This window comes from Microbacterium sp. Leaf320, from assembly GCF_001423485.1.
In the GTDB taxonomy this organism is placed as follows: Bacteria; Actinomycetota; Actinomycetes; order Actinomycetales; family Microbacteriaceae; genus Microbacterium.
The window spans coordinates 56,772-73,592 of sequence record NZ_LMOD01000004.1 but is presented as its reverse complement, the minus strand read 5'-3'; the positions used below and the strand labels follow the sequence as shown (position 1 = coordinate 73,592).

The following is a 16,821-nucleotide window of genomic DNA, read 5'->3' as shown; positions in this document are numbered from 1 at the left end:
TACGGGAGCTCAAGAGTCCAGGTCATGCTGCACCGTCCTCGAAGACGAACATCTGCTGCGACAGACGTGCGGCCGCCTTGAGGGCGTAGTCCTCGCGGCCCTCGAAGGCGATGCATCTGCGCCCCATCTGTCTCGCGACGACCGCAGTAGTGGCCGAGCCTGCGAACAGGTCGACCACGAGCCCGCCCGGCGGGACGCTGTACTCGATGAGCGGTGCGATGATCCCCGCCGGCTTCTGCGTCGGGTGGATCGCTCGCCCGTGCTCTGACCTCACGTACTGCACAGAGCGCATCAGCCGAGGCCCACCATCTTCGGACTCGTACGACGACGCGTCGATGTTCCCGGTATGGGTCGGTCGCGTCTTTCGACGTACCGTGCGGGCAGTCGCATCGGCTGTGGTCGGCGTCTCGTGACGCAGCTCCGACCACTCCCCGCGGTACCAAAGCACCGCGAGCTCGTGCACGCGCTTGAACCGGTCGTTCGCGAATCCAGAGCCGTTGTGCTTCTCCCAGACGATCTCCTGCGACAGCTGCCACAGAGGTTCGAGCGTCCTGAACTCATGCGCATGCTCGTGGAACATGCGGAACGACCCGAAGCACCAGAGAGCGTTCGAGACACCGGCCGCGTCGCTGAGCCATCCGGACGGCCACCGATCCCAGTCCAGACTGGTCTCGCCATAAGGCGGGTCCGTGATGATGGCGTCGGCGCGAAGACCGCCGAGGTGATCCCGGTAATCGGCGTGGTGGAGGGTCACCCATTCGTCCTCGTAGACGACCGTCACGCTGCCACCGCCAGAAGGAACTCGGCGACCGCGTGACCGAGGTCGCGCGCGGCGGGCGGAGTGACCGCGTTGCCTGCCTGCTTGACCTTGTCCCGCTTCGAACCGAGGAGCAGGTAGTCGCGGGCGAATCCCATCCCTGCCTGGATCTCATGCGGTTCGAGCATTCGGAAGCCCGCGTCGTCGACGTCGAGGCTGATAGGTGCACTCGGTTGGATCACCGACTGGTGCCCGCCTGTCGTGAGCGTGCGCATCACTTCGGTCACCGGTGTGGACATCTCTGCACCTCCGTGGTTGTTGCGCATGACCAGTGCGTGGTGGTTGCCCTCCGCGCTGACGGTGTCGATCGGGTGCGTAGCGGGCTTCGCGACGCCGTGATTCCGTAGCGGGACCACGAGTCCCGTCTCGTTCCGGGTCGACTGGGTGCGCATTGGGTCTGCCACGGATGCCGCGCTCTTGCCTTCTCGCCCCTCCACGGGAACGAGCAGCGAGGCGTGCAGGCCGCCGGCGACGATCGACGGCAGCACCTCGGAGACGCGACGCGACCGAGACTCGTCGTTGCCGCTGAGGTTGTTCACGATCAGCGCATGGTTTGCGCCATCGGCGACGACCGTGGGCAGAGCGTCGTCGAGAGTCTGCGTGCGCTCGCGCTGACGGAACTGCGCGAGGAACGCCGGTGGCAGCGCGAGGCCGTGCTCGGCCGTGCCCATCTGCGCGGGCATCGGCGCGTCAAGCTCGGACACTCGAAGGTAGTTCGATCCCGTTGTCACGCCGTCGTAGGTGTTGCCAGCGGCCTTCGCGATGATCGGCGCCCAGTGGCGTTCGATGCCGCGGCGAATACGCTCTCGGGTCTTCTCGGCGAGAGGCTTCGCCCGGTCTCCGATGCGGGGTGCGGGTAGCGACCAGTCGATGATCGACTCAGCGGCCAGCCAGCCCGGTTCGATGACCTGGAAGCACTCCGGGCACCGGTAGAGGTACTGCGCCCGGTAGCGGCCCCACTGCTCGGCCTTCTTGAACGCCTGCACGGCCTGGACCTCGCCGTGCTCGGGGCAGACCGCCATCGGCCGCGTCCACTTCCCGATGTTCGGGCCGGAGACGCCCTTCTGCTTCGTCGCGAGGTCTTCACGCCACATCACGATGTACATGCGGTCGCGCGACTGCGGAGCGGGGAGGCCACCAATCTGCGCGTGCATGCTGTTCAGCCACACGAACTGCATCCGGTAGCCGAGGGACTTCATCGCGAGCTGCCATGCTTCGAACTGGTCCCACCGGTACGCGTCGACGACGTTCTCGAGGATGATCGCCATGTACCGGTGGTGCTCGGCGAATCGCGGAATGTCCCACATCGTCGCGCGGGACCGGTTCGCGGCCTCGTCGGGCAGCGGGCGGGTGCCGTCGATCTCGAACAGCGCCTGATCCTGCTGCCGCTGCCGCTTCACCCCCTTCGCGATCGAATGGTTCGTGCACTCCGGAGACCCCCAGAGAACGTGCGTCTTCGGGAAGTACGCCGGGTTCACCTGCGAGATGTCCGCCTGCGAGTGATCCGTGTCGGGGTGGTTGATCTGGTGCGAGTCGATCGCGAGCTTCCAGTGGTTCGCCGCGATCACCACTCTGTACCCGGCTTCGACGAGCCCTGAGCTGGAGCCTCCCGCGCCGCAGAAGAGGTCTGTGACGGTCAGGCCGTTCCATGCCACGTCGGGTCGCTGGTATCCGACGGTTCGCTCGAGTGTGGCGGTCATGCGCTCTCCTGGTGAGACGACGAAGCCCCCGCCGAGGCGAGGGCTGAATTGGGTGTGAGGCTGAGCTTGCGTCGGCGTTTCCCGATGTACCGGGCGTCGACGTTCATCCGGTACGCGATCTCCCCATCGGTGAGGCCCTCGGTGTGGAGCTTGCGGAGCTCGTCGGAGGAGACCTTGATCGGTACGGCTCGGATGAGTGGAAGGTTCATGCGGCGCCGGCATGCGTTGATGTACTCGTCGCGTTTCCCGAGGGCACGGGCGATCTGGATATCGTCGAGGCCCTGGGCGTGGAGTTCCCGGATGCGATCGTTCGTTGTCTTCCCGGGGTTTGCTTTCAGGCCGAGGTGGAACCGTGTTGCGGATGCCTGGTCACGGGTGCGACCGACCTTCTCACCGATCTCCCGATCCGTTCCCTGCGGGACGCATTCGCTCGCTCCCGTGCCTGCACCTGAGTGCGGGACCGTTTGGCGGTGAGAGCAGCCCGTGCGGCTTCCTCAGCTGCCTTCGCCGCTCTCCGCTCCTGGTCGATGATCTGCTCCGGTGTCACACCGGCGTCGATCAGCTTCCGGAACCCGTAGTCACCCTGGTACCGGGTGTGCACATCACGGCACGTCATCGCACCCGGGCAATGGGAGCCGTGGCAGCCGGACTGGAACCCCGTCTTCGTGCCGTGCGGGTAGGTGGGGTCGGACAAGATATCGGCGCTCATGCGCCCTCCTTCATTCTCTGCAGGTGCTTGTAGATCGTTGAGCTCGAGCACCCGAACCGGACGGCAATCTGTGCGACAGTCCACTTCGCCGCACGCAGCCGGAGGATCTCCTCCCACTCGTCATCAGTGAGATGGCTGTACCCGTCCGTCCGTGAAGACGCGACGTTGCCGGTCACCTTCGGCTTCGATCTGGGTTCGAGGCTGGCGGCGATCAGGTCCCGCATCGTCACCCCTCGCGCTGCCGCGATCTTCTCGAGCCTGTTGAACGTCGCCGGGGGCAGGTTGATGGTCACTGGGATCATCGACATGACTCCTCTCAATGGAAAAGGCCACTACCCGTTTTGCTGGGTCAGTGGCCTGTGGATGGTTGGTGCGGTCAGCTTGTCCGCGTGCGTGCGACTTGTCGGATTGCTTCGCGGCAGAGACCGCTGATCCGATCAGGAGATGATGCGGCTGATGCGCGGATGTAGGCGACGAGGTTCTCGATGGGCTCCGCGGCTGCTTCGGTGATGATCTCGACTGCTACCGAGGTCTCGAGGTCGTCGATCGGGTGACCGACTGCTTCTCCGAGAATCCCCTTGACCTCATCGATCTCTTCTGGTGAAAACTCGCGCGCGTTACAGTCTTGAGAATCTGTTTGATCGCTACTGAGTTTCTTGCCCCTGATCCCCTGATCCTCTGTTCCTCTGTTCCCCTGTTCCCCTGTTCCAGGCGCGAGGGTTCCAGGAGGCCTCGCGACACTCTCGCGAATCGACGATTCCTTATAGTCGATTGTGCCGTCTGGCCTGGGTTTTCTACCCTTGCCCGGCTTGTCTATCCGCTGCACCTCCTCCCAGAAGGAGATGTAGAGCAGATGATCGCGTTCGACCTCGTATCGGTGCACCAATCCGGCCTGGTACAGCTCGGAGATGGCTTCGGACACCCTCGCGACGGTCTCGCGAGGGTTCCAGAACATGTCGCGCGGGAACACGTCGGTGACGATCAGTTCGATGTCGTCGATGCCGACGCCGTTGTCGTCCACGTAAGACTCGAGGCCTTTCAGAACGAGTCGGGCATCCCACGAGACAGATGTGATCCGACGCGACTTCCAGAACTCTGGTTTCGTGCTGCGAATTCTCACGTCATCTCCTCTCTGGTTTGAGGAAGCTGACCCAGTGAGTCTTCGCTGCTTTGCCGCTGCGGTGCCCCACGAGGGGCCTGTGCGGTGTCAGCGCGAGGATTTGACTGACAGGTATCTGCGTCTCGTTCCACTTGAAGATGAGGACGCCGTTCGGCGCGAGGACTCGGAAGCACTCCTTGAATCCCAGGGTGAGGTCGTGCCGCCAGTTGAGCGGGTCGAGCTTGCCGTACTTCTTGCCCATCCAGGCGTTGTCTCCGACTCTCACGAGGTGTGGCGGATCGAAGATGACTACCCGGAAGGTGTCGTCCGGAAACGGCAGTGACCTGAAGTCCATCTCCATGTCGGGGGCGATGCTCAGGGCGCGCCCATCGACGAGGATGTGATCCTCGGTGCGGATGTCGCCGAACAGAACCCGGTCGTCAGCTTTGTCGAAGTAGAACATTCGTGACCCGGAAGCCGGGTCGAGCACTGGGTGGGCCATCGGGTCTCCTCTCTTAGTCGTCGTCACAGCGGCACGGCTTCACGGTCCAGCAATCCGAGCAGAGGACCTCGCGTGGCCCGATGTCGAACTTCGACGGTTTCGGTGTGCACTGGTCGTGTCTGAGCTGGTCGTGGTCGTCGTATCGGACCGGGTCGCCCGGGTGGATACGGTCGGGGCATCCGGCGGCGCAGACGCCGTCGTAACGGGCCGGGAACACATGCCCCGGTGTCATGCGAGTTGCCGTTCAATCAGAGCGACAGTCGCGTCGTCGAGCGTCCTGAGGCCGAGCGCGCCCGTGTACGGGATCGGCTCGGCGAGTGCGCGGGGGTTCTCGAGCACGAGGTGCTGATACCAGCCCTCGGGTGCGGGTCCCATCGCCCACGGTGAGCAGTGGTGACGGCATCCGTTCGGATGCTCGTCGCAGTCGTTCTGCATCCACCCGCACCCGCCGACGACCGATGCGCTGTGCACGTCGACCAGATCCACGACGCCGACTATGTGCCCTCGGTCAGACCACGCCGGATCGAACTTCTTGGGCTGGGCCGTGCGGTCGCGGTACCAGTCTGAGTGCTGCATCCAGAGCGATTCGGGTGCGGTCTCAGCGTCGGCGCGTGCGACGTGAATCGCGACCGGCCCACGGTAGCCCCCGGCCACGTTGCGTACCCGGTTCTCGACGGTCTTCCCGCCGTGGATGATCGCCCAGGCCCATGGTTGGCGGACGGTGAGGATTCTCATGCTTCGATCCATTCGGAGAGGGGCGCGACGCGCATGCCGAGAGTCGCGCCGACGTTGACTTCGAGGCGGGCTCCTCCTGATGCTTCCCAGCCGTCAAGGAGTGCGATCGCGTCGCAGGTTATGAGCTGCGCAAGACCGGCCTTCAACCAGCCGTGATAGTCGTCCGGCGTCGGGTTCACGTTCGTAGAGGGGTCTTCGACCGTGTGTCCGAGTGCTTCGAGCTGCGTGGTGGCTGCGCGGAACGCCGGGTAGTTCAGATCGGGCAAACCGGTCATCGGTCCGGCCACGTAGATGCGTGTCATCTTCAGTCCTCGAGATAGATGAGTCCCCAGTAGTGGAGAAAGAGTTCCTGCGCCGGATCGCACCGGCCGGAAGGCAGCGACCACCCCTGTGGTGGGTTGGCGCTGTGTGCGAGACCGTGGCATCCGGTGTGGTTCCCCCACCCGCACAGCCCGACGATGTTCGCTGCGGTGTGCTTGCCTCCACGGGACCGGTACTTGCGGTGGTGCAGTTCGAGGGGTGCGACTTTCCCGCACCCCTCGCATCTGCCCTTCGCCCGTTCATGGACCTGCTTGCGCACTTTCGCCGGTATCTGCCCGCTCATGCGGGTTCGGCGGCGATGACACGGCAGGTCGCGTCGTACGCTTCCCGCCATGTCTCGTACCCGTCAGTGCTCGCTCCCGCGAGTGCTTCCAGCTCTGGCCCGGCGGATGCCCACCATCGGCCGGTGATGTTGCCGCGCCACACGAGCGGCTTCATCGCGCTCCCCCGAATCCGATGAGCTCGGCGAGGTGCTGGGCTTCGTTGTGCCGGAGTGACCGGGTGCCCTTCTCGATCGAGGAGACGGTGGTCTGTGACCACTTCACCTGCCGGTCGGTCATCGCAGCTGCGAGGTCCTTCTGGGACAGCTCTGCGCGTTCGCGGGCAGCGGTCAGGGCGGAACCGATCTCGACGTCGGTCTGTGGTGCGCTGAGCGTCGCCGGCGTGGCCTTGGTCGGTGTGGCGAGGATGCCGAGGTTGCGGATTGCGCGGGAGATCGCGGAGGTCTCGGCCGATTCCTGCGGGTAGGCGCGGACGAGGTCGTCTTCGTCGTTCTCCCCACGGGTAGCGTGCGCGACCGCATCGGGACCGTCTGATGCGCTGTTCTTCCGCACGAACGCTCTGACCGTGTAGACCTTGTATCCGTCGGCGTTCTCGCTGACCTCTACCTCGGGGAGGATGCTGCCGTCTGGGTACTTCGCCCAGAACGCTTCCACCCTCTCCATCGCTGTCGCGACATCATCGATGTTGTCTGCCTTCGGTGCGCGCTGCAGGCGGGATCTCCTGTTGTCCTCTGGGATCTCGATGTCGGTCATTTCTTTGAACCGATCCGCTCGTTGTAAGTCTCAAGGCCCTTGTGGAACTCGCTGGCCTTGATCTCTTCCCAGCCGCCATCTTCAGGCTTGACCTTGCCTCCGTCGTCCTCGGGCAGGAAGCTCACGCCCGAGTATGCGACCTCGTCGAGGACGAAGACGAGCGGTGATGCCACGCGGCGAGATCCGTCACGGGTCGCAGACTCCAGGAGTTGCGGCAGGCCCGGGACGGGCTCCTCGTCGAAGCGGATCGCTTCCAGCTGCTTTGCGAGCGGGTTGTTCTTGAACGGCAACCAGCCGCGCCGGTATCCCTCCTTCCACTGGCCCGTGGTCGGCTTCTCGTCGCCGCCAATGGCGGAGATTGCGTGTCCACCGGCGAACGACGAGCCGAAGTAGGCTCCGTCGGGAGCGCCGTGAGCCGTAGCGAAAGCGAATGCGCGCTCTCGGAACGCCTGAAAGCCTTCCTTGTTCCGCTGGATGACAGCGAGAACCCGAGGGTCGGTCGTACTCGCATACTGCGGGAATGCGGTCATGCTGCTGATCCTTCGTATTCGTCGATGAACTGGTTCACGTTCCAGACAGGTGCCTGGAGGATGCCGATAGGGGAACCGCTGCGGGTCTTGTACCCCGGCCACTCCCCCGACTCGACACAGCGCGCGTACCTTTCGCGGGCCTCTCGCGCCCGTCTGCGCGCCATGGTGAGCTCGTCCGAGCCGAGGACATGCACGGCTGTCAGATACGGCGCGTGTGCTTCCACGACGGCGAACAGGTACGGTCTCGTCTCACCCGTGATCAGGTGGTAGATGTGCTCGTAGTGCGCTTGCTGGACTTCGTACCCCAGGCGGAACGCTTGGATTGCGAACTCGCTCTCTGACGCGTCTCCCGCTGTTGTCTTGAGATCCACGAGCCGCGGCCCGTGCCAGTCGAGGCGACCTCTGAGTGGCACGCCCGTATCTGGGTCGGTGGCGAACATCGACACTTCCGGGTCGCCCGATGCGAGCAAAGCCTTGACCGTCGGGTTCGCGAGGACAGACTCGACCATGATGTTCACCACCCGGCCGGTGACCCGCTTGACGGGGATGAGTCCCTCGGCACGCTTCTCGACCTCGAACGCCCTCGCCGCTTTGGTGCTGATTGCTCCGTTCGAGGCGAGGACGTTGTCGAGTTCCTTGCCCTCGAACTCGAACCGTTCGGGTCCGGTGCCGTCGGGGTAGATCGCGATCTGTGCCCCGACGCCGAGGACCTTGGAGTGGACGGCGGAGCCGAGGTCGAACTCGGTCTTCGTCTCCTGTGGCTGCTCGGCGTAGTGGCGGTAGTGCGCCGGGGACTTGAGGATCTTCTTTGCCCCGGTCGAGCTGAGCCCGGGGAGCCTGTGGTACAGATCTTCGTTGAGTCCGTACACAAGTCCGTCGTACGGCTGGTCAGTCATGGTTGCTCCGTTTGGCGCGTCGCCCGAGGATGATGGCGCCGATGATGATCGCGGCCGATCCGGCGATCGTGAGTGTGGGATCGAGCTGGGCGCCGGTCGCGGCGAGGTCTGGTTCGTGGCGGATGACGATGACCTCAGCGACGGGTGTCTTGGGTGCCGGGTTGCAGGACACTGCGTAGTTGTCCTCACACGCGGCGGTCACGATGCGACCTCGGGGTAGATGCGACGGGCGTTCGTGATCATTCCCGACGAGATGGGAAGGGTGACCGTCTCTTCCGCGTCGGCGAACACGCGACCTTCCGCCGAGAAATCCGCCACGAGTAGTGCCTTCTCGAACGACTCATCGTCCGCTGTCCACTCGACAACCCAGGCCTGTCCCGGGATCGCCTGGTGCCAAGGCTTCGGCTCCGAGATAGCAGCGAAGTAGGCGGCGATGGCGTTGTGGATCGTGCCGTGCCCAGTGTCGGCGTAGCCTTCGGCGCGCGACGCGGTGGCCCATGCGCCGGTGCGCTCGTTGATCGCGCTGACGTACCCGCGCTCTCCCGGGTAGACGACGAAGTCCGAGTTCTCAGGCCACCGCCAGCGACCGACTTCCTTATCGCGACGCTGCTGCTCGAACTCGCGCCAGGCGACCATCTCTTCGAATCCGAGGTACGCGGTCGAGACGGAGGTTGCCGAATCCGAATCGCGTTCGACGAGGATGTAGCCGGTCGCGCCCGCGTTCGTGAGCACGACCTGTGCACCGTTGCTTGCTTCGAAGTCGATCATGCTGCGTCCTTCCAGATGAGGTGTGGGCAGTCCATCCACACGGTCGGGTTGTGAGTGACGACCACGGCGCCGACGCCGTGGCAGTAGGTGCAGTTACCGGAGCACACTGAGGTCTCCTTTCAGGGCCGCAGTCTCGCGACGTGCGAGGTCGTCGTTGGCCCGGTGCATCTCGTTGGTGATGTGGTGGCAGGCGGCGAACAGTCCTGGTGTGCGGGTCTCCTCGTCACCGACCTGCCTGATGAGGTCTTCGTGCATCCGTCCGATCGCGGCGAACACGACGTCGAACTCGCGGCGGCTGAACGTCTCCCACTCGATGGGCATGTCAGCTCACCTGCTTCGCGTACCGGTGCGCGTCGATGAACGCGTAGCCGGCGAGGACGATGAGGAGAGCGAACGCGAGGATCGGGAAACCGACCAGCCACCCGCCACCGACCGCCCACACAAGAAAGGCGACCGCCAGAGCGATCGCCGCACCACCGAGGTAAGCCACCCCGACGAGTCGTTTCCGTTGCGCCCACCGACGCCACATGCCGTTCATGAGTCGCCAATCAGTCGAGTGATGGCGCGGGTTGCACGCATGATCGCATCGAGGCCATTGGGAACCTTTTGCCCGTTGAACTCGGCTCTGACTGCTGCGCGCGCGTCGACAAGTGCAACTCGCCTCTCATCCGCACGCGCTTCCCGCACGACCTTGTCGATGTAGCGCGCAACGGACTCTTCTGCGCCGTTCGCCATGCTCATGCTGCGTTCACCACCGCTCGTGCTTCGTCGAGCGGGACAGCGAGTTCCCACACGGTCGACGGTCTGCCGTGGGCTGAAGGTCTCCTGTCTCCCGACTCGCGGACGACGTGGTGCTTCGCATGCAGCTCGGACAGGCGGCGCTTGACGTTATGCGCATCGTGCAAGCGCGGCCACCCGTTGATCTCGCCGAGGCGGAAGTACACCGCGGTGAGCTCGTCGGCCGTGCGGGGCGCTTCACCGAGCAGGTCAAGGATCGCGAGCTTGAGTCGTGCGGACTCGTGCGGGTCGACCGACTCGGCAGCGATCCGTGACGTGTCCGGGTCGCTCGAGTGGGACATGGTCTTCGTGTTCATGATTGGTTCCTTTCGCGGCCGGTTCCGCCACAGTCGAGACACTTGACGCTGTCTTCCATGTCGGTGGTCTTGTTGATGAGGTAACTCCCGAAGCCGTCACAGGATCTGCAGAGGGTGGGAGGAGTGTTGTCAGTCATCGCGATTCGCGATCTCGAGTAGTACGTCGGCATGGCAGGGCTGGTCGAGCGGGCACCAGCACGCGAGGTTCTTACCGCGAAGTTCCGCCTTCACCTGATGCGGGTTGTACGCGGTGCGTCCGTACATGACCCACACCTTGTACTCATCGACAGCTGATGCGCGGGCCTCACTCTCGGTCTGCGCGTGTGCGACATCGAATCGCCTGTCGTATGGACGAACCACCCAGCAATAGCCGTCGTCCGTGCTCTCGTCACATGCCTCGCGGGTGATCCAAAATGGGTTCCCCCACCGCGACGGGCGCGAGACGACGACCGTGTTCTCCGGCTTCCGCCAACCCTTCTTCCGGGACAGTCGTACGCGCTCAGGCATGACCGATCGCTTCCAGCGTGTGTATCGGGCAATCGGGTTCCCACTCGGCTTCGTAGTAAGTCCCCAACTGCGGTTCCCCGGGAATGTCGACCTCGCGGTGGTGACACTCGCAGCCGCGGCAGATGTGGGTCATGTAGTGATAAGGCGAGTACCCGCAGAACGGACATGCATCTTCACCGGTCACAATCGTTCGCCTTTCTCGGGTCTGGGGTTCTGGTCCCAGAGCTCCTGGGAGGTCCAGAGGACGGTGCGGATGCACGCGAACCCTGTGCTGTCGGTGACGGCGGATACGGCGATGCGGTCGCCGACGTACAGCCATGCAGCATGGTTGGTGGCCCACAGGACACGGGTTGGTGCACGGAGGGCGATGAGCACCTCTTGGAAGGTGAGGTCAGCTTGGCGTCTCATCAGGTCGAACCGTTCCCGCGCATGCTCCGACGTGGAAAGGCGTTCGAGGTCGATGACTGGTGCGCCTGGTCGTTTCTCGGTGAACCCGAGCGGGTCGAAGTTCGTCGCCCCGTACCGGTCCTGCATCGACCGGAGAATCAGGCGGGCCTTCCCCGCGGTGATGTTCGTGGGGACGAGGCGTCTCGCCCCATCCGGGAACCGGTACGTCACATTCGCTGACGTGCGCTCCACCCTGTCCGCACCCATCGCACGGAACTCCCGATCAAGACGCTTCGCCGGATGCTTGAAGAACTCAGATCCCATCAGAGCCTCTGCTTCTTTCCGCAGTAGTCACACACCCGGAACTTCTTGCGATAGATCCAGTCGTGCCCGGATAGGGCGCAGCTCAGAGAGCCAAAAAGGTCCATGCCGAACTCCTTCGTTTCGATGTCAATGGAGGAGGGCCCGGACGATCCCCACCGTCCGGGCCCTACCTGTTTCGTCGCGGTTCCCCAGAACCGCGTGGCACCCCAGATGCCGTTGAGCGACCACACCCCGCATGGGGTCGCTGTGTCCCCGCACCCCAGTGCGGGAAGAGAAGGTGGGGTCGGTGCGGACAACACCGACCCCAGGGGACATACCGGGAGTCACGGCGGCACTCCTACCGCCTACAGCCTCAGAACCGATCCCCAAGTGCCCTGCCCGACCATGACGTCGGCACCGCCTCAAGCGATCACAGGGCCGGTCGGCTACTCGTCTTCGCCGACCATGATGTCGAACTCGGGGATCACGTTCTGAGGCTTCAGCACGATGCGTGTGTGGTACTCGCTCACGTCGATCGGCTTCTCCTGCGTGACGACGACCGAGTCCTGATCGCCGAGGATGAACGTGTGCTTGCGGTACTCGCTCGGACCGTACTTGCAGGTCACGTCGACGCGGCCACCGGACGGGTACTCGAACGAGCATCGACCCTCGGCGAAGAAGATCGTCTCCCCCGTGATGCCGTTGATCCCCACGATCGACCGCTGCACCTCGAACGCCTCCGCCGCGGTGGCGATGTTCTCGGACGCCTTGTCTGCGTCGCTCGTACAGGCGGCGAGGCCGAGCATCGCGCCGACGATGACAGCGGCGGCGAGAACCCGCTTCACGCGCCGGCTCCCTTGAACGTGCGGCCGAGGACGACGGAAGCCATCTGCGCCGCCGCCTTCCCGCCCTTGTCGAGCACCGAGCGCCTGTAGGCGATCTTCTCGACCGCCTCCTGCGTGTCGATGCCGTGCTTCTTCGCGACCTGCGCGATGCGCGCCGGGTCGATGTCCAGCGCTGCGCGCGCCTCTTCGATTACAGACATGAGCGTCCTCCTTCTGTCGTGGTCATTCGCTCGTGCGCGCCGTGGACTGGCCCACGGTGTACTACCTGGTTCGCGCGGGTCCGAGCCGTTCCTAACCGCGTGCGTGCGCTCATGCACTAGCGGTCGTTCTCCGGAGAGAATCAGCAGCACCAAGTGAGCAGTGCTGCCGTCGTAGCTCTCGAACCAAACTGTTGTGCGCACCCTGAGGGTGCGTCTTTCCCTTCGACCTGCTTCTCGGCTTCTCGCCTTCGCGGTCTCCCCCAGCCACTGCGATCGGCACACGTGAACCACCACGTCACCGCGAACAGAACCCTGCTGGGATTCGTCTCTATTGAGTTCGCCCCGCTCATTTCTGCCGGTGGTCGACCGGGATATGCGGGGATGAAGTTGTGTCTGCGCACCCGTCTCCGGGTACGCCGAGTACCGGCCCCAGCGGCAAGCCGGGAACGCGGCGGATCGTTTAGCGGGGATCAGCCGTGGCGATGAACGCCTGTCTTCTCGAGACCGTCCAGAGCGAACGGTTCATCCGGAGAGACCGATGGGCGTGTGACCGCCCGGTAGAGCAGGACTGCGGAGCTGATCAGCCACGCCCACCCGACGAGCGCCGGCGGCAACCAGAACCACAGCGGCAGGGAGTCAATGACGTTCATGCTGCGGCCCGCTCGGCGTATCGGTTGACGAAGTAGGACTGGCCCTTGCCTGTGACCTTCGGCGTTTTCGAGACTGTGATGTGCCCGTCCGAATGCGTGACCGCTGTTTCCTTGACCTTGAACAGGCCGAGCTCCATAGCCTTCTGAGTGGGCATGTTCCAATCCGTACCCTTCCTCTTGATCAGGTATCCCTCATCTCGAAGAATCTCGAACAGGCGGACAGCGCCGACCGGGATTCCATTTCCTCGCAGGATCTTCGCGAGGTCGCCGACAAGGATCGTGGTGTCCGACGTGGCGACCGAGTCCGCGAACAGCACCTTGGGCGCGTCCTCCTGGACCTTGGCTTCCAGCGCCTGACGCTGCTCAACCTCAAGCGCGTACGCACGCAGGGCATCGGGCAGAGTCTGCGGGACAGCCTGGCGTCCGAGGTTGAAGAACGCTCTCACGAGAGCCTTCTTGAACGCCCGCACCTGATCCGTGTTCCGCTGAAAAGTCATGAGCAGTGTGGCCTGGTGCTCATTCAACAGAGCGACGCGGACCTGCGAGTTGTTGTAACCAGGTCGCGTTTCAAACGCGACCTGTCCGAAGTCCTCGAAGTCGGCACGGTTGGCATCGATCAACTCGAGCACGTTCTTGTGCTGGACCCCCGAGCCGTCTGCGACAGTCTCGGACGTCACAACAAACCTGCCGTCGCGCTGGATGATGTCGAGGGTGGTCATGCTGCACGCTCCGGCTTTTCGGTGGGGAGGGATTCGATCCATCTCCTGGCCTCGTCGCGGGTGATGATCGGCTTCGTGCCGAAGTAGTTCGCCACCAGGTCGCCACGCTTGATCGCCTTCTGGATCGAGTCGACCGACAGGTCGCTCGCGATCGCGAGGTTGGGGATCGAGTAACTGAGCTTGTCGAGCTGCGCTTCCATTACGCGGCCACCTCCATGAATCGAGACACGGGTACATGCAGAAAGCCGCCGACACGCACCAGTTCGTCGAGCTCGAAGTCGACGCGCCCCGAGAGGCGGTCTTCGAGCTCGGGAATGGTGATGTCGGCGGCTTGTGAGACGCTGAGGACGTCAGAGCCTGCCTCGCAGATAGCGAGATTGACTCTTCTTGCGATGCCGATTCCGGCGTTCAACCTGTCCATATCGGTAGGCTACATGCCGTCAGCGGTTGGTGCAACCCGTAAACGGAACTTTTTCTGCCGAAATAGACAGGTAGCCGATCTAGACTGGTGGGTATGCGTTCCGACCAGCCACTGATCAGCCGAGTAGCAGCAGACGTCTTGACGGGCTACTACCGCAGGAAGCGGATGACGCAGGAAGAGCTCGCAGTGAATGCGGACATCCCGCTCACGTCACTGCAGAAGAAGCTCAAGGCGCGCGCGCCGATCACGGCTACCGATCTCGTCATGCTGTCGCGCGCGATCGGCGTCGACCCCGCGAAGGTCATGGCTGAGATTGTCGAGGAAGCTGAGGCTGAGGAAGCGCGAATGTCTGCGGCTATCCCTAGCATCTCGGAACATCGGGAAAAGAAGACGCCGGCGACGATGACCGACGAGGAGCTTGAGGGGGTTCCCAGTGCAGCGAACACCGACCCAGAGATGGGATACGACGAGCCTGAATCTCCCTAGGGGGCGCGCGTACGATCCCTGGGAGCACGCGGAGCAGCTGGGTATCGAGGTGGTCGTCCGGCGGCTCCGCACGGCGAACGGACGATACTTTCCCGAGTACGGGCAGATCCTCATCAGCGACAAGCTCCGCGTCGGACGACAGCGTCTGGTCCTGTCTCACGAGGTCGGGCATGCGGCGCTCCTGCATCCGGACGACCGTCCGAAGCACGAGAAACAGGCCGACCAGTTCGCTGCCCGGAACTTGATCTGTCCGGACGAACTGGCCGACCTGTACGAGTGGTGTCCTGACGAGCGACGGATCGTCGCTGAGCTCGGCGTGACGACTACGCTATTTCGCGCGTACGTTCTGTCTCAGGCTGCGTGAGCATCACCGAGAACTGCTCCATCGCCAGCAGCAGGCGCTTCATGTTCTGAGGTGACCGGTAGCCGCGAGTGGTTGCGCGCACCGAGTGCCCGATGATGTCACCGATCACGTCTTCTGGCAGGCCGGCTTCGTAGAGGAGGTCGACCGTCGTGTGCCGCGCATCGTGGAGGCGGACATTCTTCTCGATCCCTGAGGAAGCGAGATCCGTCCGCCAGTCGCGGGAGGCCTGATCGGGGCTGATCGGTCGCCCGTTGTTGGTGAACACGAGACCCCACTCATTCGGGGTCATCGCCGACAGATGCTGCTCGAGAATCGCCTTGAGCGGGTCAACGAGCGGGACAATGCGCCAGGACTTCGACGACTTCGGCCGCGTCCAGTACAGACCGCCCTTGATGTGACGGTACTCGTAGTCGGCGGGAGTGTCGTCGGTCTGTCGTTTCGGGCACTCCGCGGCGCGCTTCCGGTCGCAGGTGCCGCCGCATCCGTGTAGCCAACGGATGCGCTGCAGCTGCCACGATAGATCGAGGGCTTCGCCGACGCGGTCGATTTCGAGGCCGATCACCTCGCCCCTGCGCGCGCCGGTGAGCAGCGCCGTGGCCCATTGGGCGGCGCGTGGGTTCTCCTGGAGGACATGCTCGAGGAAGCGCAGAGCTTCGGTGAGGTCGAGTGCCTCGAGGGTTGCGCGGGCCTTGCGTGGCGCCGCGGTGAGCGTGCAGGGGTTGCGGCTGATGCGGCCTTCCTGCACGGCCATCTTGAACGACACTGACATGGTGCGGTGTGCGAGCAGTGCAGTGGTGGACGACAGTCCCTTCGCGAGGATGCCGTCGTGCACGCGGCGCACGTGAGTCGCGGTGAGCTTGTCCAGCTTCACCTTCCCGATCGAGGGGATGATGTGATTCGTCACGGTGCGCCGGTATCCGTCAAACGTGTTCGGCCGCACCTCCTTGACGGTCTGCTTGAGCCAGTAGCCGAACCACTGCTCGACCGTCTGATTCGCGGTCGGGAGGTCGCCGAGTCGCTCGAGCTCAGCCTTCGCCGCCGACATCGCCGCGAGCAGGTCCTTCTTGTTCTTGCGGCGGATCTTCTTTCGCCGACGATCACCGTTCAGCGGCGGGAGTTCGATGACTCCCGTCCAGAGCCCGGTCCGCTGGTCCTTGAAGACCGCGCCCTCACCCTTGCCGCGCATCAGCTACGGGTGGTGTACGCAGCTGCGAGCGAGCCGATCTCCCACGTTCCATTCGGAACGTTGAGCTTGGCGAAGTCCTCCGCCTCGGCAGCGGACTCGAACGGCCCGATGTAGCGCGGCATGTTATCCACATCCCACTTGACGTCCAGCAGGTATCCGTTGACCTTCATGGGCTCTCTCCTTCAATGATGTCTCGTCGCTTGTGCGTCGCAGACCCCGTTGTCTGCGGGTCTTCTTCTCGTGCTTACGGCGTATGCCACAGCTAGTCCCTTCCGGCCAAGGTAGGTGTACCCGATGGTGTCTCCATCGCTACCGGTTGTTAGCTTCCGCTGACGACCGGTGAGGACAGGTTAGCACGCGTTTTCGACGTAAAGCAAGTCGTTTTCGACAGGTTCCTCACGACTGAAAATCGTGAGGTCACGGGATCGACGCCCGTCGGAGCCACAGGGTGATCATTACAGTCACCTTAGGAACCCTCGCCTAGCTTCTACATGGCGGGGGTTTCCGCTTTTTCCAGGCGAGACCTCCGACTCGCCCTGGGGCGTTCC

At 63.8% G+C, this 16,821-nt stretch carries 31 protein-coding genes; 2 read left to right on the top strand and 29 right to left on the bottom strand.

What is annotated here, in order from left to right; genetic code table 11:
• Positions 1-22: 22 nt before the first annotated feature.
• The 27 genes from ASF63_RS13885 to ASF63_RS19105 all read right to left on the bottom strand — a co-directional run bounded on the left by ASF63_RS13885 (position 23) and on the right by ASF63_RS19105 (position 14,237).
• The gene (locus tag ASF63_RS13885; protein ID WP_056515183.1) at positions 23-781 is read right to left on the bottom strand and encodes a DNA-methyltransferase; all 759 of its coding nucleotides are present in this window, start codon (positions 779-781) and stop codon (positions 23-25) included.
• A complete protein-coding gene (locus ASF63_RS13880; protein WP_056515180.1) occupies positions 778-2,517 on the bottom strand; it encodes a DNA cytosine methyltransferase in 1,740 nt (579 codons plus the stop codon). The genes ASF63_RS13885 and ASF63_RS13880 overlap by 4 nt, the downstream gene beginning before the upstream one ends.
• A complete protein-coding gene (locus tag ASF63_RS13875; RefSeq protein ID WP_056515178.1) occupies positions 2,514-2,726 on the bottom strand; it encodes a hypothetical protein in 213 nt (70 codons plus the stop codon). Before ASF63_RS13875 ends, ASF63_RS13880 begins: the two co-directional genes overlap by 4 nt.
• A gap of 496 nt (positions 2,727-3,222) precedes the next feature.
• A complete protein-coding gene (locus tag ASF63_RS13865; RefSeq protein WP_056515172.1) occupies positions 3,223-3,534 on the bottom strand; it encodes a helix-turn-helix domain-containing protein in 312 nt (103 codons plus the stop codon).
• Between the two features lie 68 nt (positions 3,535-3,602).
• Entirely contained in the window at positions 3,603-4,346 is a 744-nt protein-coding gene (locus ASF63_RS19360) for a hypothetical protein (RefSeq protein WP_200934028.1), read from the bottom strand.
• Between the two features lies 1 nt (position 4,347).
• Positions 4,348-4,827, bottom strand: a complete 480-nt coding sequence (locus ASF63_RS13855; protein ID WP_056515170.1) for a class I SAM-dependent methyltransferase — start codon at positions 4,825-4,827, stop codon at positions 4,348-4,350.
• A gap of 228 nt (positions 4,828-5,055) precedes the next feature.
• A complete protein-coding gene (locus ASF63_RS13845) occupies positions 5,056-5,562 on the bottom strand; it encodes an ASCH domain-containing protein (protein WP_056515163.1) in 507 nt (168 codons plus the stop codon).
• Entirely contained in the window at positions 5,559-5,864 is a 306-nt protein-coding gene (locus ASF63_RS13840) for a DUF4406 domain-containing protein (protein ID WP_056515160.1), read from the bottom strand. Before ASF63_RS13840 ends, ASF63_RS13845 begins: the two co-directional genes overlap by 4 nt.
• A gap of 2 nt (positions 5,865-5,866) precedes the next feature.
• On the bottom strand, positions 5,867-6,166 hold the full coding sequence (locus ASF63_RS19665; RefSeq protein WP_414843740.1) for an HNH endonuclease: 300 nt from the start codon (positions 6,164-6,166) through the stop codon (positions 5,867-5,869).
• Positions 6,163-6,321 carry a hypothetical protein gene (locus ASF63_RS19115; protein WP_157534363.1) on the bottom strand — a complete coding sequence of 53 codons (159 nt, stop codon included), beginning with the start codon at positions 6,319-6,321 and terminating at the stop codon, positions 6,163-6,165. The genes ASF63_RS19665 and ASF63_RS19115 overlap by 4 nt, the downstream gene beginning before the upstream one ends.
• Entirely contained in the window at positions 6,318-6,917 is a 600-nt protein-coding gene (locus ASF63_RS13835) for a helix-turn-helix transcriptional regulator (RefSeq protein WP_056515154.1), read from the bottom strand. The genes ASF63_RS19115 and ASF63_RS13835 overlap by 4 nt, the downstream gene beginning before the upstream one ends.
• Positions 6,914-7,447, bottom strand: coding sequence for a hypothetical protein (locus ASF63_RS13830; protein ID WP_056515151.1), 534 nt, complete (start codon positions 7,445-7,447; stop codon positions 6,914-6,916). Before ASF63_RS13830 ends, ASF63_RS13835 begins: the two co-directional genes overlap by 4 nt.
• Positions 7,444-8,343: a PD-(D/E)XK nuclease-like domain-containing protein gene (locus tag ASF63_RS13825; RefSeq protein ID WP_056515148.1), complete on the bottom strand. Its 900-nt coding sequence runs from the start codon at positions 8,341-8,343 to the stop codon at positions 7,444-7,446. The genes ASF63_RS13830 and ASF63_RS13825 overlap by 4 nt, the downstream gene beginning before the upstream one ends.
• The gene (locus ASF63_RS13820) at positions 8,336-8,545 is read right to left on the bottom strand and encodes an LPXTG cell wall anchor domain-containing protein (RefSeq protein ID WP_056515145.1); all 210 of its coding nucleotides are present in this window, start codon (positions 8,543-8,545) and stop codon (positions 8,336-8,338) included. The genes ASF63_RS13825 and ASF63_RS13820 overlap by 8 nt, the downstream gene beginning before the upstream one ends.
• Positions 8,542-9,111 carry a hypothetical protein gene (locus tag ASF63_RS13815; RefSeq protein WP_056515142.1) on the bottom strand — a complete coding sequence of 190 codons (570 nt, stop codon included), beginning with the start codon at positions 9,109-9,111 and terminating at the stop codon, positions 8,542-8,544. Before ASF63_RS13815 ends, ASF63_RS13820 begins: the two co-directional genes overlap by 4 nt.
• Before the next feature lie 93 nt (positions 9,112-9,204).
• Positions 9,205-9,432, bottom strand: a complete 228-nt coding sequence (locus ASF63_RS13810) for a hypothetical protein (RefSeq protein ID WP_056515141.1) — start codon at positions 9,430-9,432, stop codon at positions 9,205-9,207.
• 1 nt (position 9,433) lies between these two features.
• Positions 9,434-9,601, bottom strand: coding sequence for a hypothetical protein (locus ASF63_RS19110; protein WP_157534361.1), 168 nt, complete (start codon positions 9,599-9,601; stop codon positions 9,434-9,436).
• 44 nt (positions 9,602-9,645) lie between these two features.
• Positions 9,646-9,852, bottom strand: coding sequence for a hypothetical protein (locus tag ASF63_RS13805; protein WP_157534360.1), 207 nt, complete (start codon positions 9,850-9,852; stop codon positions 9,646-9,648).
• Positions 9,849-10,205: a hypothetical protein gene (locus tag ASF63_RS13800; RefSeq protein ID WP_056515135.1), complete on the bottom strand. Its 357-nt coding sequence runs from the start codon at positions 10,203-10,205 to the stop codon at positions 9,849-9,851. The genes ASF63_RS13805 and ASF63_RS13800 overlap by 4 nt, the downstream gene beginning before the upstream one ends.
• 129 nt (positions 10,206-10,334) lie before the next feature.
• Complete coding sequence (locus tag ASF63_RS18860) at positions 10,335-10,712, bottom strand: DUF4326 domain-containing protein (protein ID WP_082478190.1); 378 nt, start codon at positions 10,710-10,712, stop codon at positions 10,335-10,337.
• Between the two features lie 180 nt (positions 10,713-10,892).
• Positions 10,893-11,423 (bottom strand): hypothetical protein, encoded by a 531-nt coding sequence (locus ASF63_RS13790; RefSeq protein ID WP_056515129.1) that lies wholly within the window; start codon positions 11,421-11,423, stop codon positions 10,893-10,895.
• A gap of 425 nt (positions 11,424-11,848) precedes the next feature.
• The gene (locus ASF63_RS13785) at positions 11,849-12,247 is read right to left on the bottom strand and encodes a hypothetical protein (RefSeq protein ID WP_056515126.1); all 399 of its coding nucleotides are present in this window, start codon (positions 12,245-12,247) and stop codon (positions 11,849-11,851) included.
• Positions 12,244-12,447 carry a hypothetical protein gene (locus ASF63_RS13780; protein ID WP_056515124.1) on the bottom strand — a complete coding sequence of 68 codons (204 nt, stop codon included), beginning with the start codon at positions 12,445-12,447 and terminating at the stop codon, positions 12,244-12,246. Before ASF63_RS13780 ends, ASF63_RS13785 begins: the two co-directional genes overlap by 4 nt.
• 470 nt (positions 12,448-12,917) lie before the next feature.
• A complete protein-coding gene (locus ASF63_RS13775) occupies positions 12,918-13,097 on the bottom strand; it encodes a hypothetical protein (protein WP_056515119.1) in 180 nt (59 codons plus the stop codon).
• Entirely contained in the window at positions 13,094-13,816 is a 723-nt protein-coding gene (locus tag ASF63_RS18855) for a phage antirepressor KilAC domain-containing protein (RefSeq protein ID WP_235560803.1), read from the bottom strand. The genes ASF63_RS13775 and ASF63_RS18855 overlap by 4 nt, the downstream gene beginning before the upstream one ends.
• The gene (locus ASF63_RS13765) at positions 13,813-14,016 is read right to left on the bottom strand and encodes a hypothetical protein (protein ID WP_056515116.1); all 204 of its coding nucleotides are present in this window, start codon (positions 14,014-14,016) and stop codon (positions 13,813-13,815) included. The genes ASF63_RS18855 and ASF63_RS13765 overlap by 4 nt, the downstream gene beginning before the upstream one ends.
• A complete protein-coding gene (locus ASF63_RS19105) occupies positions 14,016-14,237 on the bottom strand; it encodes a hypothetical protein (protein ID WP_157534359.1) in 222 nt (73 codons plus the stop codon). The genes ASF63_RS13765 and ASF63_RS19105 overlap by 1 nt, the downstream gene beginning before the upstream one ends.
• Positions 14,238-14,330: 93 nt before the next feature.
• Between ASF63_RS19105 and ASF63_RS13760 the strand changes: the two genes are divergently transcribed.
• The gene (locus tag ASF63_RS13760; RefSeq protein WP_056515113.1) at positions 14,331-14,723 is read left to right on the top strand and encodes a helix-turn-helix domain-containing protein; all 393 of its coding nucleotides are present in this window, start codon (positions 14,331-14,333) and stop codon (positions 14,721-14,723) included.
• Complete coding sequence (locus tag ASF63_RS13755; RefSeq protein WP_162238889.1) at positions 14,671-15,087, top strand: ImmA/IrrE family metallo-endopeptidase; 417 nt, start codon at positions 14,671-14,673, stop codon at positions 15,085-15,087. The genes ASF63_RS13760 and ASF63_RS13755 overlap by 53 nt, the downstream gene beginning before the upstream one ends.
• On the opposite strand, the gene ASF63_RS13750 is transcribed toward ASF63_RS13755, so the two are convergent.
• Together ASF63_RS13750 and ASF63_RS19100 are read right to left on the bottom strand one after the other, a co-directional pair.
• Entirely contained in the window at positions 15,047-16,273 is a 1,227-nt protein-coding gene (locus ASF63_RS13750; protein WP_056515108.1) for a tyrosine-type recombinase/integrase, read from the bottom strand. The two genes, ASF63_RS13755 and ASF63_RS13750, sit on opposite strands and share 41 nt — an antisense overlap.
• Positions 16,273-16,443, bottom strand: coding sequence for a hypothetical protein (locus tag ASF63_RS19100; protein ID WP_157534358.1), 171 nt, complete (start codon positions 16,441-16,443; stop codon positions 16,273-16,275). The genes ASF63_RS13750 and ASF63_RS19100 overlap by 1 nt, the downstream gene beginning before the upstream one ends.
• Positions 16,444-16,821: the final 378 nt, after the last annotated feature.

What these genes read in the sequence shown, in the direction of transcription:
- ASF63_RS13880 (WP_056515180.1), bottom strand. Translation starts at nt 2,517, where the DNA reads ATGACCGCCACACTCGAGCGAACCGTCGGATACCAGCGACCCGACGTG.
- ASF63_RS13875 (WP_056515178.1), bottom strand. Translation starts at nt 2,726, where the DNA reads ATGAACCTTCCACTCATCCGAGCCGTACCGATCAAGGTCTCCTCCGAC.
- ASF63_RS13865 (WP_056515172.1), bottom strand. Translation starts at nt 3,534, where the DNA reads ATGTCGATGATCCCAGTGACCATCAACCTGCCCCCGGCGACGTTCAAC.
- ASF63_RS13855 (WP_056515170.1), bottom strand. Translation starts at nt 4,827, where the DNA reads ATGGCCCACCCAGTGCTCGACCCGGCTTCCGGGTCACGAATGTTCTAC.
- ASF63_RS13845 (WP_056515163.1), bottom strand. Translation starts at nt 5,562, where the DNA reads ATGAGAATCCTCACCGTCCGCCAACCATGGGCCTGGGCGATCATCCAC.
- ASF63_RS13840 (WP_056515160.1), bottom strand. Translation starts at nt 5,864, where the DNA reads ATGACACGCATCTACGTGGCCGGACCGATGACCGGTTTGCCCGATCTG.
- ASF63_RS19665 (WP_414843740.1), bottom strand. Translation starts at nt 6,166, where the DNA reads ATGAGCGGGCAGATACCGGCGAAAGTGCGCAAGCAGGTCCATGAACGG.
- ASF63_RS19115 (WP_157534363.1), bottom strand. Translation starts at nt 6,321, where the DNA reads ATGAAGCCGCTCGTGTGGCGCGGCAACATCACCGGCCGATGGTGGGCA.
- ASF63_RS13835 (WP_056515154.1), bottom strand. Translation starts at nt 6,917, where the DNA reads ATGACCGACATCGAGATCCCAGAGGACAACAGGAGATCCCGCCTGCAG.
- ASF63_RS13830 (WP_056515151.1), bottom strand. Translation starts at nt 7,447, where the DNA reads ATGACCGCATTCCCGCAGTATGCGAGTACGACCGACCCTCGGGTTCTC.
- ASF63_RS13825 (WP_056515148.1), bottom strand. Translation starts at nt 8,343, where the DNA reads ATGACTGACCAGCCGTACGACGGACTTGTGTACGGACTCAACGAAGAT.
- ASF63_RS13815 (WP_056515142.1), bottom strand. Translation starts at nt 9,111, where the DNA reads ATGATCGACTTCGAAGCAAGCAACGGTGCACAGGTCGTGCTCACGAAC.
- ASF63_RS13810 (WP_056515141.1), bottom strand. Translation starts at nt 9,432, where the DNA reads ATGCCCATCGAGTGGGAGACGTTCAGCCGCCGCGAGTTCGACGTCGTG.
- ASF63_RS13805 (WP_157534360.1), bottom strand. Translation starts at nt 9,852, where the DNA reads ATGAGCATGGCGAACGGCGCAGAAGAGTCCGTTGCGCGCTACATCGAC.
- ASF63_RS13800 (WP_056515135.1), bottom strand. Translation starts at nt 10,205, where the DNA reads ATGAACACGAAGACCATGTCCCACTCGAGCGACCCGGACACGTCACGG.
- ASF63_RS18860 (WP_082478190.1), bottom strand. Translation starts at nt 10,712, where the DNA reads ATGCCTGAGCGCGTACGACTGTCCCGGAAGAAGGGTTGGCGGAAGCCG.
- ASF63_RS13790 (WP_056515129.1), bottom strand. Translation starts at nt 11,423, where the DNA reads ATGGGATCTGAGTTCTTCAAGCATCCGGCGAAGCGTCTTGATCGGGAG.
- ASF63_RS13780 (WP_056515124.1), bottom strand. Translation starts at nt 12,447, where the DNA reads ATGTCTGTAATCGAAGAGGCGCGCGCAGCGCTGGACATCGACCCGGCG.
- ASF63_RS13775 (WP_056515119.1), bottom strand. Translation starts at nt 13,097, where the DNA reads ATGAACGTCATTGACTCCCTGCCGCTGTGGTTCTGGTTGCCGCCGGCG.
- ASF63_RS18855 (WP_235560803.1), bottom strand. Translation starts at nt 13,816, where the DNA reads ATGACCACCCTCGACATCATCCAGCGCGACGGCAGGTTTGTTGTGACG.
- ASF63_RS13765 (WP_056515116.1), bottom strand. Translation starts at nt 14,016, where the DNA reads ATGGAAGCGCAGCTCGACAAGCTCAGTTACTCGATCCCCAACCTCGCG.
- ASF63_RS19105 (WP_157534359.1), bottom strand. Translation starts at nt 14,237, where the DNA reads ATGGACAGGTTGAACGCCGGAATCGGCATCGCAAGAAGAGTCAATCTC.
- ASF63_RS13760 (WP_056515113.1), top strand. Translation starts at nt 14,331, where the DNA reads ATGCGTTCCGACCAGCCACTGATCAGCCGAGTAGCAGCAGACGTCTTG.
- ASF63_RS13750 (WP_056515108.1), bottom strand. Translation starts at nt 16,273, where the DNA reads ATGCGCGGCAAGGGTGAGGGCGCGGTCTTCAAGGACCAGCGGACCGGG.
- ASF63_RS19100 (WP_157534358.1), bottom strand. Translation starts at nt 16,443, where the DNA reads ATGAAGGTCAACGGATACCTGCTGGACGTCAAGTGGGATGTGGATAAC.